The organism is Sulfurovum aggregans (assembly GCF_055385215.1).
The window spans coordinates 1,165,677-1,178,742 of record NZ_AP042387.1; the positions used below are offsets into that span (position 1 = coordinate 1,165,677).

Sequence of the window (13,066 nt, forward strand, 5' to 3'; positions counted from 1 at the left end):
GATGATGATCAGAGATCTGCTATTCAGGTCTCTCTTCTTTGATCTCTGCCCATTGGCCTAGATTTGTCGGAAAGTTTTCACATTCGTTCTTAAATCTGTCCCATTCGACATAGTCGGTGTTGAAGTTTGCAACATCCTGTGCTGCACGCTCAGCACTGTCATAAGAGCCGAGCATCTCCTCATTTATCCAAAGTTCGTATCTTTTATGTCCGATCATTCTTATTTCAAATCTTCCGACATCTGAATTATAAACATACATTTTCATTTACATCTCCTTCTTTGACTTCAGAGTTGACCTTCACTGCCATTCAGCTAAGGTTTTTGTTCTGGAAGGTGATACTTTAGCTTCACCTGAACAGCCACCGAAGCTAAAGTATCGGTTCCAAAAATATTCATATAGTCTCTTAGCTTAATGGTAGCGTACTCTTTATAACTATCTTATCATATTACAGATAAAAGCATCCAACCAGTACTATAATTGAAACCTCTTAATATACAAATGGAGGATGGTATGGGGTGCAGTGTTCGGATACATAGAGGCTGCAGAGCCGGATCGCGGCTTTTATCATACTGTTTGGTATATGGGATTTCTTCTACTACATCTTTTTGAAACTGCTTCCGGACTGGCCGGAAAGCCTGGTTACATGGGACAGACATCTTCTTTCTCCTCCCTCTGCCGTAGTACCTGTTCCTCATAGGATTCTTCACAGGGATAGGCATTTTTCTTTACCATGTTTACCGTTCTGAGAATATCAAATAAGAATTATTGTAAAATATGTATTGACTCCCACATATATAAATCAGATCTCTTCATACTCCAGATCATAGTGATACTCCGAAAAATTTCTCTCAAGCATCTTCTCTATCTTCTCACGGTACTGCGCAGCTCCAAGGGGGTTTGGAGAGAGAAAAACAAAAGCAATGTCAGCTTCTTTGGCGTATTCGCCACTGACATCAAGCACAGAGAGGTTAAAGGCTTTGAGCTTCTCTTTCATGCTGTTGGTGACACTCCTGCGTCCTTTGAGTGATTGGACATACGGTAGGTCTATGTGAAGTATGCAGTTACAGATAATCATGGGTATATTGTATCTGATTTTTGTTTTATGGGGAAATGAGGGTCTGTCATTGAATCCGGCAAAGGGCAAAGCAATTTTCTCTGATCGATCTTCAGTAATATTCAGGTGAGGAAAGTAAACCTTGGCCCATCCCAAAAATAGGCTATACTATTACATTACAAAAACCGCTATAATAAAAACCATAGAGGTACAAAATGTTAAAAAGAAAAATGAGACTCTTCAAACTGCTTGGTTTTACCGTATCGATCGATGCGAGTTGGGGGATCATCCTTTTTTTGGTGGTCTGGTCGCTTGCTGAGGGACTTTTCCCCAATTATTTCCCGGATCTTAACATACGAACCTATTGGCTGATGGGACTGTTCGGGGCGATAGGGCTCTTTGTCTCCATCATCATCCATGAGTTCTCCCACTCACTCATAGCCCGCAAGTACGGACTTCAAATAAAAGGTATCACACTCTTTATCTTCGGCGGTGTAGCCGAAATGAAAGATGAACCTGACAGCCCAAAAACCGAATTTCTCATGGCCATCGCAGGCCCCATAGCCAGCTTCATACTTTCCCTTCTCTTCGCTGCCTTATATCAAGTCACTACCATCATCGAAGCACCCGTACCACTCATAGGGATACTAGGGTATCTCAGTGCCATTAATATGCTGCTTGCAATATTCAACATGATACCGGCATTTCCTACGGACGGCGGACGGATACTACGTTCCGCTCTATGGTGGATAAAAGGCGACATCCGCTGGGCGACGAGGATGGCTTCACGTATCAGTCTGATATTTGCCATAGCCATCATCTTCGTAGGATTTATGAATCTGATCGGAGGTAATTTCATAGGGGGATTGTGGTGGATACTCATCGGGTCTTTTCTCTTTAATGCTGCCAACGCTTCATATCAAAATCTGCTGGTAAAACAATCCTTTGAAGGAAAGACCGTACGTGATTTCATGACCCCGGACCCCGTGACTGTGCCTTCAAAAACAACACTGCAGGAATTTCTTGATGCCTATCTCTACCGCTACCATTACAAGATGTTTCCTGTCACTGAGGGAAATGACATTTCTGGGATTATCACACTCCAGGCACTCAAAGCAGTTCCGCGCGAAGAGTGGCAGCACCTTCCGGTCAGCAGCGCGATGCAGCCGATCGGTCCGGAGAATTCCATATCCCCAGACACCCCTATCAAAGATGCACTCACCCAAATGAACGAAACCGGACTCAGCCGTCTGCTGGTCAGGGAACATGAAAAGATGACAGGGATCGTTACCCTTAAGGACCTGCTCGAATTTCTGACACTGAAGATGGAGCTGGAAGAGTAGAACAATCCCTCGCCGAACTCCTTGTTCTTAGCTTTGTGGACTATCGGTCCTGGTCTACTTCCAGTCTCGGAACAGCCATACCAGAAGCAGTACTCCTATCCCGAGGTTGACCCAGCTTCCACCTTCTTCAAAAAGCTTTTCAAGTACCCAGTAGAGCTGTCTTTCCGTCTCTGTCGGTTCGGTCAGAGTATGGACATGCGCCCAGGCAGTGATCTCCTCTCCCCAGATGAACCCTGCGATCTCCGGCACGATAAAGAAAAGTACTACACCCAATACCCCCCAGATACTCTGGCTCGGCTTCAGCGACCGGGCACTTTTTTGCAATACAGGATTTTTTGCAGCACGCTCTGCTGCGGACTTGATACGTTTTTTCATGTTGGCTCTTATACTGTCTTTCTATAAAAGTTCGGCAAAGATGGGTTCTCCCTCTGCTTCCGAAATATTTGTACAGCATTGTATGCCTTCCCATCTTAATACTCTATTAAATGGCAGACCGGCATATGCTGTGTCCGGTCATCATGCTATAATAGGCCAAAGAGGAATAAGGAAATGGAGGAAGATCATGAACAAGCATCTGTTCCGGCTGATGGTATGGGGGATCCTGTTCGGCTACATGGAAGCGGCGGTCGTCGTCTATCTGAGAGAGATCTATTATCCTGAAGGATTCACCCTTTCTCTTGTCATTATGGAAAAGCATATTATGCTGACTGAAGTGATGCGTGAAGCAGTGACACTGCTCATCCTATGGGCAACCGTATGCCTGGCCTATAGGAGACTGCAAAGCAGAATGGCAGCTTTTATCGTACTGTTCGGGATATGGGACATCTTCTACTATGTTTTTCTGAAACTGCTTCTCGGCTGGCCGGCAAGCCTGGAGACATGGGATATACTTTTTCTGATCCCTGTACCGTGGGTCGGGCCGGTCTGGGCACCTCTCCTTGTCTCCATCGGACTTGTATCTGTCGGTACCACCATACTGGTATATAACCATCAGAACCGTTTTTTGCATTTTGGCAGGAAGATGATACTGCTTGAACTTCTTGCAACACTTCTTATCATCATTTCATTCATCATCCCCGGTCCCTCCGTAACGGAACAGGGACTCCCTGCCCCCTTCCCGTATGGTCTGTTCCTGACAGGCTTTCTTCTGGGGACAGGCGCTTTTCTTTATATCTTTTATTCAGAGTATATCAAAGGGAAGAATCTTTAAACCATTTTCTCTCTTCCGCCTGATTCATCCTCCTTCAACAGACAGGAGGTTCAACAGGGCATTGACATCTTCAAGGATATAGTCAGGCTCTATCCCTCTGTGAAGATCACTCTCCCGGAACTTTCCGGTTTTGACAAGTACCGCTTTAAGCCCGGCATTCTGCGCGCCCAGGATATCTGATTCTATATCATCTCCTATCATAAGAACTTCATGAGGTTGGAGTCCCATCGATTCTACGGCAAGATGAAAAAAGGTTTGACTGGGTTTACCTATGATCCTGGCTTCTTTGTCTGATGCGAACTCCAATGCGGAGATGAAACCGCCGGCATCCATGGACAGTACCCCGTCATCATCTTTAAAATATCTGTTTTTTGCTGCTGCAATAAGTGAAGCACCATTTGTAAGTGCTCTGAATGCCCTGTTCATATGTGCATAATCAAAATTGGTATAGGCATCCCCTACTACTACAAAATCCGGATGGTCTGATTTGAGGGAGTCAAAATACCGGTCGGCCTCATCTGTCAGCACGGTCTGTACAGTAGCATGATTTGATAAAACATAATTTTTTGTAGCATCCAGTGCCGTAAAAAGTTCTTCTTTGTTGATATTGAACCCGAAATTCGAGAGTTTTTCAATGATGGTTGAAGGTACACGTCTGGTTGTATTGGTTACAAAACGAAGGGGATAATGCTGCTGCAGACAGGAAATAGTATCGGCAGCACCGCTGATCACACGGTTTCCCACATACAGTACTCCGCCAATATCAAAGACCAGACCTTTTATCTTTTTCATGAATGACTCCTTTCTGAACGGTTTCTCGATACATTATTATACTATATCATTATTTTTGACTATAATAACAGAAGCACTGTAGTTATCTACTTCATAAAGAGGAGGCAGGGTCATGCATCATCCGATACAGCTGAAACTCATACGTATGTATTTTGCCGTTGTCAGCCGCCTGTTCCCTTCTCTGGCCGTAGTTTCGGCATACAGACTTTTTCATCACCCGGTCAACAGCAAAAGAAAGAACCGTTATGAAAAGGGCCTGCCCGAAGCAGTGAAATTTTCTGTCCCGCTTTACGGAAAAGCAACACTGCAGGGATACCGCTGGGGAAGAGAGGAACATCCGGCTGTACTCCTGGTACACGGCTGGTCAACCACTTCAAGAAGTATGAGCCATTTTACGGAAATACTACTCAGGAACAACTACCGGGTCATCTCTTATGATGCATTGCACCACGGAGAGAGTAAAGGTGCATTCTCGGACCTGGCGAACTGGGCGGACAGTGTACGGGCGGTGTTGAAGCATACTGGGGCGGTAGAATGTATCATTGCCCACTCTTTCGGAGGCGCAGCTGTGACCGTCGCTTCGAAACTGGGTTTAGCCACCGAAAAACTGGTCCTTGTCGCACCGATCCATGATGTGATCTCTGTCTCTGATAATTTTGCAAAACACCTGGGTATCCCTCCTGATATCACAGAAAAAATGCGTGATTATACATGGAAACACAATCAAAAGGGATTTCAGAAGTACGGAAAGGACTGGGAGGAGCTCTTCGACTCCGGATTTCATGTTCCCACACTGATATTCCACGACAAAGGGGACAGGGAGATCGGCATAGAACACTCTCAGGCTTTATGCCGGAAATGGCCATGGGCAGTACTTGAAGAGACCCGGGGACTGGGACACAGAAGCATCCTGGATGATGAAACTGTGGTCAAAAAAACTTTGGCATTTATTCAAAACATAACATGATGGAAGCATCAGCAAGAGATCCGATATGAAGAGTGCCGGACCGTTTTGAAAGACAAAGTAATTTATAGTATACTAATGTCCATACTATAAACAAAATATGAAGGTACATCTATGAAAAAAACATCTTTATTTCTTCTTCTCTTCTCTTTTCTTTTCTTTACTGCCTGTGAGGGGCCCGGTCTGGGAGGAAAGGTTAAAAAAGAGTATTTCACGGGAGGAAAGCTCCGTTCCGAATTTTTCATGACCGACTCGACCGGACAGAATGGTCTGCTGAAAAAATACGGCTATGACGGGAAACTGACCTCCACTGTCAACATCAGAAACGGGGTGAAGAACGGTACCGAGACATGGTTCGATTCAAAAGGCCGCAGGATCAGGACCGTACCCTACGTGAACGGGGAGAAACATGGCGTTGAAAAAGCCTACTATCCGAATGGCGATGTGATGATCTCCATCACTTACGTCAATAATGTAAAAGAGGGTAAAGCAGCGACCTACAACCAGGACGGTACCATCAATAAGCAGGTCATATTCAAAAACGGAAGAATTATAAACTGATCCCTGATGTTGGCCCTTCTACCGCAATACACACATATCGTCAATCCTAAATTAAAACATACCTATCTTTCTTTTGACGACGGGGGGAACCTCGTCATCAAGTCTCCGGAAGTCTCCCCTCACTACATCGAACAGCTTCTGCTGAAAAAAGCCGGGTGGATCAGCCACTCCAGAGAAAAACTTTTGCAGAAGAAAGGAAGGCTTTCGGATTTTTCCGAAAAGACAACACTCTATTATCAAGGCCGTGCCTACCCGCTTCAGCTGCGGGAACATGCAAAAAAAAGAACCCGGCTTATCTTTGACCGGGAAGTATTTTTACTCTATTACCACACTTACAATGAAAAGGTCTTTCAAAAACATATCGATGACTTTTACAGGAAAGAGGCAGAGCTGTGCGTCCCTCCTCTTGTCGAAAAATGGTCCCGCCACATGTCTCTTATACCGGAAAGTGTACGTTTTCGAAAAACAAAACGGCAATGGGGCAGCTGCTCAGGGAAGAATGTGCTGAGTTTCAACACCATGCTTATGAAGCTTCCGTTATCTGTGATACAATACATCATCGTTCATGAACTGGCCCATATCAGGCACAAACACCATCAAAAGAGTTTTTGGCATTGCATTGAAGAGCATTTGCCTGATTACAGGGAACGCATTGCCGAACTGAAAAACTATACCACCTGAGGAGTCTCCTATCGATTTTTATCTTTTAGCCTTCATGCTTATCATCCTTGTAGGATCGGTAAGTGTCTATATCTATTATCTTAAAGAGAAGAAAGAACAGCTTGACAGTATAAAACGGGGCTTTTGTCCTAAATGTCACCAGAGATCCATTGAACTTTCCGACCAGAGATCAGGCGGATGTTCCGGTCCGAAGATCCTCTCTTTCGAATGTGCGGAATGCGGATATACGAACAGTTTTGCCGTAGAAGGAGGAGGAAGCTGCGGTACAGGCGGATGTCACTAGTTGACAGCTGGATCTTTTCATGTTATAACCTTTAGAAAAAAGGTATTTTATGCACTTTTCTGCAAATTCACTCAACTTTTCTATACTCCCTTATCAGGAAGGGTATAACCCTCCGGTCACCAAACCAAACCCGGCATTTTTAACAGAAATAGGCGAAGAGGGGATGCGGGCACTGCTCGACAGATTCTATATGGGACTCTTTGAAAGCCCTATCAGCCACCTTTTCCCCAAAAACAGAGAAGAGATGAAACAGGCAGGACAGACCTCTGCGGATTTTTTCATACAGATCTGTGGAGGCACACCCTACTTCAACCAGAACCGCGGAGCACCCCAAATGGGAAGAAGACATGCGCCCTTTGCCATCACCCCTGATGCAAGACTGCACTGGCTTGTGACCTTTGAAGAGGCTTTGCAGCCGCTCAAAGGAAAAGCCAGCGATGAGAACCTGCAAAGTTTTTGGGACTATATCAATGTATTTTCTATCTGGATGATAAATACCAGGGTGTAGGTTTTGCTCTACTTTCCGCATGAATGTAGTTTTAATCTGCATTGATATGTTTATGTTTTGTTGGATTTCCTCTTATTTGAATCGTGGTGTTGTTTCTCTCGTCATTTTTTTTAGAAAAAAATGAAGCAAAAAAAGCATCGTGGCTCTCGAATCGCTATCGCTTTCAAGGGCGTTCGCCACGACAATGTTTTTATAATATGCCTAGGCTATCGCCATTTCTGTGATTTATCTCACAACAACTACTCAACGTAATGGCAATAGCTACAGCCTATAAAAATTGTATCTACTTACATGGTACTAAAACACGCCAGAGACTTGCGTTTTTTTCTTTTTTGGTTACTTTTTTCTCTTTTGTCGCAGTATAAAAAAGAAAAAAGTAACAAGGAAAAACAACATCTCAATCCTGAATGACAGGAAATCTAAAATCATAAAAAATCATAAGAAGTTTTCCAATAAAGAAAACTTCTCAAAAATTTCAGTCAAATCTTTTCACACGTCGATGACAGTAAGGCTTCCCTCCTTTACGGACATAATGGTTCTGATGATACTCTTCAGCAGAGTAAAAAGGCGCTTTTGGCAACACTTTGGTTGCTATCTTCAACCCCTTACTTTCTAAAATTCCAATAAGCTTCTTAATCATCTTCTTCTCTTGGGGAGTACTGACAAATACAGCAGACAGGTATTGGCTTCCTATATCGGGCCCCTGCCCGTCCGTCTGTGTAGGATCATGTATCTCAAAAAAAGTCTTTGCCAGCGTTTCATAGCTTACTTTTGAAGGGTCATAAAGTACCTCGACCGTCTCCAGGTGCCCTGTATTTTTACGGACAACATCATAATAGCCCGGATCTTTCACATGACCGCCCATAAAACCGGAGGTGACCTCTTTGACCCCGTGTATCTTTTCAAGATAATACTCCACACCCCAGAAACAACCCCCTGCAAAGTATGCTTTTTTCAGGAGATCCGCCTTGGCAGGCGTCTGTTCTGCCGTTTTCTCCCCGTTCTTGGGGGATTTCATCTTTTTATCAAACTGTAAAGAGACAGAGTTGACACAATGGCGTACATTTTTCTTTGTGAGTCCCTCACCTTTAAAGACATGTCCCAGGTGCGCCCCGCAATTTGCACAGACGATCTCCGTACGCCTGCCGTCCGCATCCGGTATTTCTCTAATGGCTCCGGGGATGGCATCATCAAAACTCGGCCATCCACAATGGGAGTTGAATTTGTCATCAGACCTGTAAAGGGGCATGTCACATACTTTACATCTGTAAACCCCCTTTTCTGACGTATTGACATATTTGCCGGAAAAAGGACGTTCTGTACCCCTGTCAACAATCACATGCTTTTCAAGCGTATTGAGATTCTTCAGTTTTGTTGTCCATGGTCTGGTATCCTCTGCCACGATAAATGTGACAGACAGTGCCAGTAAGACCCATAATACTCTTTGCATCAGTCTACCTTTTTTCACGTACTATACACAGATACTGTGCAATTTCAATGTACTAGTCCCTCATGATCGCATATTTTCCCGATCCTAGGAATACAATGGCCAATGCACCTAAAAGATAGAGCATCGGAAGTTCCGGTGCCCAGGCACCGTGTGCTCCCAATTTCAAAAGGACTCCTGCTTTCGTCAGATAGATAGCCATTGCCATATTGACCACGATCACAGCTGCCCAGAATCTGCTTTTCCATCCGAGTATTAGAAAAAGTGGTGCAAGTATCTCTCCCATATAGACACCGTAAGCCAGTATTTCGGGGAGATGATGCGACTTCAGCATTCCTTTGACAGGTGCTATACCATGCAGTGCCTTGTCTATACCATGAAACAGTAACAGCCCGCCGACCATGATCCTCAAGATCAGTTTTCCTATATTATCACTCATTAAAACTCCTTTTTTTGACATAATATCATGCATTTCCCATATCTGTAAGCAATACTCTCCTGCCACCCAAAGTAGGCCGGAAATCTGTCGGACCACTAGCAGTATTTTGTTTTACAGACAACCAGTTCCGGCAGGATGGGAGGCTCTTTCTGCAGTGTTTTGATACAGCACTGCAGAAACGGATCCGGTTCCGGGACCAGAAAATAGGTCACCCACTTCCCTGCCTGCTTGGAATCAAGCACCTTTGCTTCTCTCATATGTTTCAGATGACGTGATACTAAAGGCTGTGAAAGATCCAGGGTATCACATATTTCGCATACACAGATCTCTTCATCTCTCAATATAAGTTCCAGTATCTTTACTCTGTTCATATCACTGAATATTTTGGCTAATTGTACTAATCTTTTCATTTAACCTCTTTTGAAGTTATTATATATAACAATTAGGTTATATAACATTTTGGTTATATGATTATAACATAAGCCGGAATGACAAACCGCATAAAATATGGAATAGGTTTTAAATATGAATGGAGATACTTATAATGGAATACTTTTTTCTTTTCTTTGAAGCATTGATCGACTTAAGTAATGCAATGGCACCCTACATTCTTTTCGGTCTTCTTTTTGCCGGTATTTTACATGAATTGGTCCCTGACAGCCTGGTCACAAGACATTTGGGGAAAGAAAACATCGGTTCCGTTATCAAGGCTACCCTGTTCGGGATCCCTCTTCCTGTCTGCTCCTGCGGTGTCATTCCCCTGGCAAGCAGTATAAAAAAAAGCGGTGCAAGTAAAGGCTCAGTCCTCTCTTTTCTTATTTCAACACCTATTACAGGGGTAGATTCCATTTTGGCTACCTATGGTATGTTCGGGGCTGTCTTTACCCTCTATCGTGTTGTCACCTCCATGATCATTGCCATATTCGCAGGAATAGCCGCCAACCTTTTTGACAAAGAAGTAGAGACAGGAACGCCACGCTTCTCAGCCGTGTCACCAACTGACGGGATCCCCACGATAAATACTTCTTTTTCAACAGTATCCGGGAAAGAGGAAGGCTGCTGTACATCCGATTCATGCATCACAGATAAAGAAAACGGCACAGAGGGATTCTCTCTGACAAAAGCATTGAAATATGCCTTTGTCACCCTTCTGGGGGATATTGCCAAGCCTCTGTTCTGGGGACTTGTCATTGGTGCCCTCATCAGCATAGCGATCCCGCAGAACCTCAGTGATATTCTGACAGCCCATTCCTGGTTCTCCTACCTTGTTGTGATCGCTATTGCGGTTCCAATGTATGTCTGTGCTACGGCATCACTTCCTATTGCTGCGGCATTGATGCTCTCCGGTGTAAGTGCGGGGGCCGCCTTTGTCTTTTTAAGTGCCGGTCCCGCCACGAATACTGTCACGATCGGTGTGGTGAAAAAAATGCTGGGATCACGTTCACTCTATATCTATCTGGGAACGATCATTGCAGGAAGTATACTGTTCGGTCTCGGACTGGATTATGTTTTCAGTATTTCAGATATTGATCCCGGGTCTCTGGTGCATATGGAAGAGCATGCCTCCGACACTGCCATAGTAAGCAGTGTAGTATTGTGGAGTCTTGTACTCTATTTCATAGTATCACCCTATTTCAGAAAAGAAAAGACAGACTGCTGTTCAGGCTAGACAGACTTTTGTCTGATGCATGCTCCTGATCCCCCGAGTGAGTCTCTCAAAAACAGATATTATATCAATATATCTTGATATATAAACTACTATATGATACAATCATGAAACTAAACTACAATGGCGGTACAGATATGGATATTTTTCTTAAAACCATCGGTGCAGTGAATGATGAAACAAGACTGCGGATACTAAGGTTCATTGATCTCAACAAAGAAGTATGTGTATGCGATATTGAACATGCCTTTGAGATGATCCAGTCACGGATCTCAAGACATCTGAAGATCCTGAAAGATGCCGGCTTCCTTGCTGTCAACAGAAAAGGAAGATGGGCATACTACAGTATACGGACCCCTATGGACAAATTCCGCCGAAATATTTTGGAAGAGATCAGCTTTTTGGAACTCGAGATACCGGAATTCAAACAAGGATGCAAAAATGGATAAGAAAAAAGTATTAGTGATGTGTACAGGGAACAGCTGCAGGAGTATTATCGGGGAAGCACTCATCAATACATGCCTGCAAAACGTAAAAGCATACAGCTGCGGTGTAGCTCCTACAGGGAAGGTCAACCCCAATGCAAAGAAAGTATTGGAGGCACATGGTGCCTGGAATGACGGATATCACTCAAAACATCTTGATGAAGTGATCGATATTGACTTTGACCTGGTCGTTACGGTCTGCGACCATGCAAAGGAGACCTGTCCGATATTCCCCAAACCGGTAACTAAAATACATGTAGGTTTCGAAGACCCTGACGGCAAAGGCTATGATGCCTTTGAAGAGACCTATGCAGAGATCAAAAAAATACTTCTGCCACAAGTAAAAGAAGCGTTGTAATGTTACCTGCAATTACTATTTTTCTCATTACCCTTCTCTTTGTCATATGGCAGCCTCGCGGACTTCAGATAGGAACAACCGCAGTGATCGGAGCGGTCGTTGCCTATCTGTTCGGTGTAGTAAGCTATAATGACCTCTTCATCGTCTGGGACATTGTATGGGATGCCACACTAGCCTTTATCGGGATCATCCTCCTCTCTCTTGTACTGGATGAGATAGGCTTTTTTGAATGGTGTGCGTTAAAAATGGCCAAATTTTCCCACGGGAACGGCAGAAAGATGTTCATTTACTCTATTCTTCTGGGTGCCCTGGTCTCTGCACTGTTTGCAAATGACGGAGCAGCACTTATCCTGACACCTATCCTGCTGGCAAAAATGAGAATACTCAAACTCAATGCCCGAACGATCCTGGCATTCCTGCTTGCCGGAGGATTCATAAGCGACAGTGCATCCCTTCCTTTTGTCTTTTCAAACCTGACCAATATCGTGACTGCGAACTATTTCAGTATCGGATTTCTGGAATACCTGACACATATGTTCCTGCCGTTCATTGCAAGTGTTGCCGCCACCACTGCTGTTCTGTTCCTGGTACTCAGGAAGGATATCCCCGAAACTGTGGATATCGATCTGCTTAAGCCGCCGGAGAGTGTACTGAAGAACAGAACACTCTTTTATTTTTCCTGGGCTTTCCTTGCCATGTTGCTGGCCGGATACTTTATAGGTGATGCGTATGATATACCTGTATCGGTCTTTGCTCTGGGCGGGGGATTGATCTTTTTATCTGTTTCGGCCCTCTCCGGAACAGTGGAACCCGTACATATTGTCAAAAATGCACCCTGGCAGGTCGTCTGGTTCTCTCTTGGACTCTATATCGTTGTCTATGGTCTGAAAAATGCCGGACTGACAGACCATCTGACACTGATCCTGCAGAACCTGAATACACAGGGAGATCTGATAGCCGTGGTGGGTACCGGTTTCATAAGTGCCATATTGAGTGCCTTCATGAACAATATGCCGACCATTATGGTCATGGATATCGCCCTGCACGATATAGGGAACCAGGCGATGATCTATGCCAATATAGTCGGATGCAACCTGGGACCGAAAATGACACCGTTCGGGAGTCTGGCAACACTGCTCTGGCTCCATACCCTCAATCAGAAAGGGGTGCATATAGGCTTTTGGCAATACAGTAAATTCGGGCTGATCGTGACACCGCCTGTTTTACTGTTCGTCCTGCTGACATTGGTATAATACTCCAAAGCATACAGATCA

19 protein-coding genes are annotated in these 13,066 nt (G+C 44.4%); 12 read left to right on the forward strand and 7 right to left on the reverse strand.

What is annotated here, in order from left to right; genetic code table 11:
- Positions 1-19 precede the first annotated feature (19 nt).
- Positions 20-265 (reverse strand): hypothetical protein, encoded by a 246-nt coding sequence (locus tag ACZ48W_RS05910; RefSeq protein ID WP_464830445.1) that lies wholly within the window; start codon positions 263-265, stop codon positions 20-22.
- Between the two features lie 241 nt (positions 266-506).
- Between ACZ48W_RS05910 and ACZ48W_RS05915 the strand changes: the two genes are divergently transcribed.
- Entirely contained in the window at positions 507-698 is a 192-nt protein-coding gene (locus tag ACZ48W_RS05915; RefSeq protein WP_464830446.1) for a hypothetical protein, read from the forward strand.
- A 102-nt stretch (positions 699-800) separates the two neighbouring features.
- Here ACZ48W_RS05915 and ACZ48W_RS05920 read toward each other — a convergent pair whose 3' ends face one another.
- Positions 801-1,076, reverse strand: a complete 276-nt coding sequence (locus ACZ48W_RS05920; protein WP_464830447.1) for a DUF503 family protein — start codon at positions 1,074-1,076, stop codon at positions 801-803.
- Between the two features lie 194 nt (positions 1,077-1,270).
- Between ACZ48W_RS05920 and ACZ48W_RS05925 the strand changes: the two genes are divergently transcribed.
- Entirely contained in the window at positions 1,271-2,398 is a 1,128-nt protein-coding gene (locus tag ACZ48W_RS05925) for a M50 family metallopeptidase (RefSeq protein ID WP_464830448.1), read from the forward strand.
- A 54-nt stretch (positions 2,399-2,452) separates the two neighbouring features.
- On the opposite strand, the gene ACZ48W_RS05930 is transcribed toward ACZ48W_RS05925, so the two are convergent.
- Positions 2,453-2,773, reverse strand: coding sequence for a hypothetical protein (locus tag ACZ48W_RS05930; protein WP_464830449.1), 321 nt, complete (start codon positions 2,771-2,773; stop codon positions 2,453-2,455).
- Between the two features lie 187 nt (positions 2,774-2,960).
- Between ACZ48W_RS05930 and ACZ48W_RS05935 the strand changes: the two genes are divergently transcribed.
- Positions 2,961-3,608: a hypothetical protein gene (locus tag ACZ48W_RS05935; protein ID WP_464827389.1), complete on the forward strand. Its 648-nt coding sequence runs from the start codon at positions 2,961-2,963 to the stop codon at positions 3,606-3,608.
- Positions 3,609-3,632: 24 nt separating this feature from the next.
- Here the strand turns inward: ACZ48W_RS05935 and ACZ48W_RS05940 are convergent, their stop codons facing one another.
- Positions 3,633-4,400, reverse strand: coding sequence for a TIGR01458 family HAD-type hydrolase (locus ACZ48W_RS05940; protein WP_464827391.1), 768 nt, complete (start codon positions 4,398-4,400; stop codon positions 3,633-3,635).
- A gap of 112 nt (positions 4,401-4,512) precedes the next feature.
- Here ACZ48W_RS05940 and ACZ48W_RS05945 point away from each other — a divergent pair, with 112 nt between their 5' ends.
- From ACZ48W_RS05945 to ACZ48W_RS05965, 5 genes are all read left to right on the forward strand, one after another.
- Entirely contained in the window at positions 4,513-5,367 is an 855-nt protein-coding gene (locus ACZ48W_RS05945) for an alpha/beta hydrolase (RefSeq protein WP_464827393.1), read from the forward strand.
- Between the two features lie 111 nt (positions 5,368-5,478).
- Positions 5,479-5,925 carry a toxin-antitoxin system YwqK family antitoxin gene (locus tag ACZ48W_RS05950; protein ID WP_464827395.1) on the forward strand — a complete coding sequence of 149 codons (447 nt, stop codon included), beginning with the start codon at positions 5,479-5,481 and terminating at the stop codon, positions 5,923-5,925.
- Between the two features lie 6 nt (positions 5,926-5,931).
- A complete protein-coding gene (locus tag ACZ48W_RS05955) occupies positions 5,932-6,606 on the forward strand; it encodes a M48 family metallopeptidase (protein ID WP_464827397.1) in 675 nt (224 codons plus the stop codon).
- Positions 6,607-6,640: 34 nt separating this feature from the next.
- Positions 6,641-6,889: a hypothetical protein gene (locus ACZ48W_RS05960; protein ID WP_464827399.1), complete on the forward strand. Its 249-nt coding sequence runs from the start codon at positions 6,641-6,643 to the stop codon at positions 6,887-6,889.
- Between the two features lie 49 nt (positions 6,890-6,938).
- Positions 6,939-7,397 (forward strand): globin domain-containing protein, encoded by a 459-nt coding sequence (locus ACZ48W_RS05965; protein WP_464827401.1) that lies wholly within the window; start codon positions 6,939-6,941, stop codon positions 7,395-7,397.
- Between the two features lie 475 nt (positions 7,398-7,872).
- On the opposite strand, the gene ACZ48W_RS05970 is transcribed toward ACZ48W_RS05965, so the two are convergent.
- From ACZ48W_RS05970 to ACZ48W_RS05980, 3 genes are all read right to left on the reverse strand, one after another.
- Entirely contained in the window at positions 7,873-8,766 is an 894-nt protein-coding gene (locus tag ACZ48W_RS05970; RefSeq protein ID WP_464830473.1) for a bifunctional methionine sulfoxide reductase B/A protein, read from the reverse strand.
- A gap of 133 nt (positions 8,767-8,899) precedes the next feature.
- Positions 8,900-9,283: a DoxX family protein gene (locus ACZ48W_RS05975; protein ID WP_464827403.1), complete on the reverse strand. Its 384-nt coding sequence runs from the start codon at positions 9,281-9,283 to the stop codon at positions 8,900-8,902.
- Between the two features lie 95 nt (positions 9,284-9,378).
- On the reverse strand, positions 9,379-9,693 hold the full coding sequence (locus ACZ48W_RS05980; protein ID WP_464827405.1) for an ArsR/SmtB family transcription factor: 315 nt from the start codon (positions 9,691-9,693) through the stop codon (positions 9,379-9,381).
- 134 nt (positions 9,694-9,827) lie between these two features.
- Here ACZ48W_RS05980 and ACZ48W_RS05985 point away from each other — a divergent pair, with 134 nt between their 5' ends.
- The 4 genes from ACZ48W_RS05985 (at position 9,828) to ACZ48W_RS06000 (ending at position 13,045) form a co-directional block, all read left to right on the forward strand.
- Positions 9,828-10,952, forward strand: a complete 1,125-nt coding sequence (locus tag ACZ48W_RS05985; protein WP_464827407.1) for an SO_0444 family Cu/Zn efflux transporter — start codon at positions 9,828-9,830, stop codon at positions 10,950-10,952.
- Positions 10,953-11,086: 134 nt separating this feature from the next.
- Positions 11,087-11,398, forward strand: a complete 312-nt coding sequence (locus tag ACZ48W_RS05990; protein ID WP_464830474.1) for an ArsR/SmtB family transcription factor — start codon at positions 11,087-11,089, stop codon at positions 11,396-11,398.
- Positions 11,391-11,792: an arsenate reductase ArsC gene (locus ACZ48W_RS05995; RefSeq protein ID WP_464827409.1), complete on the forward strand. Its 402-nt coding sequence runs from the start codon at positions 11,391-11,393 to the stop codon at positions 11,790-11,792. The genes ACZ48W_RS05990 and ACZ48W_RS05995 overlap by 8 nt, the downstream gene beginning before the upstream one ends.
- A complete protein-coding gene (locus ACZ48W_RS06000; protein ID WP_464827411.1) occupies positions 11,792-13,045 on the forward strand; it encodes an arsenic transporter in 1,254 nt (417 codons plus the stop codon). Before ACZ48W_RS05995 ends, ACZ48W_RS06000 begins: the two co-directional genes overlap by 1 nt.
- Positions 13,046-13,066 lie beyond the last annotated feature (21 nt).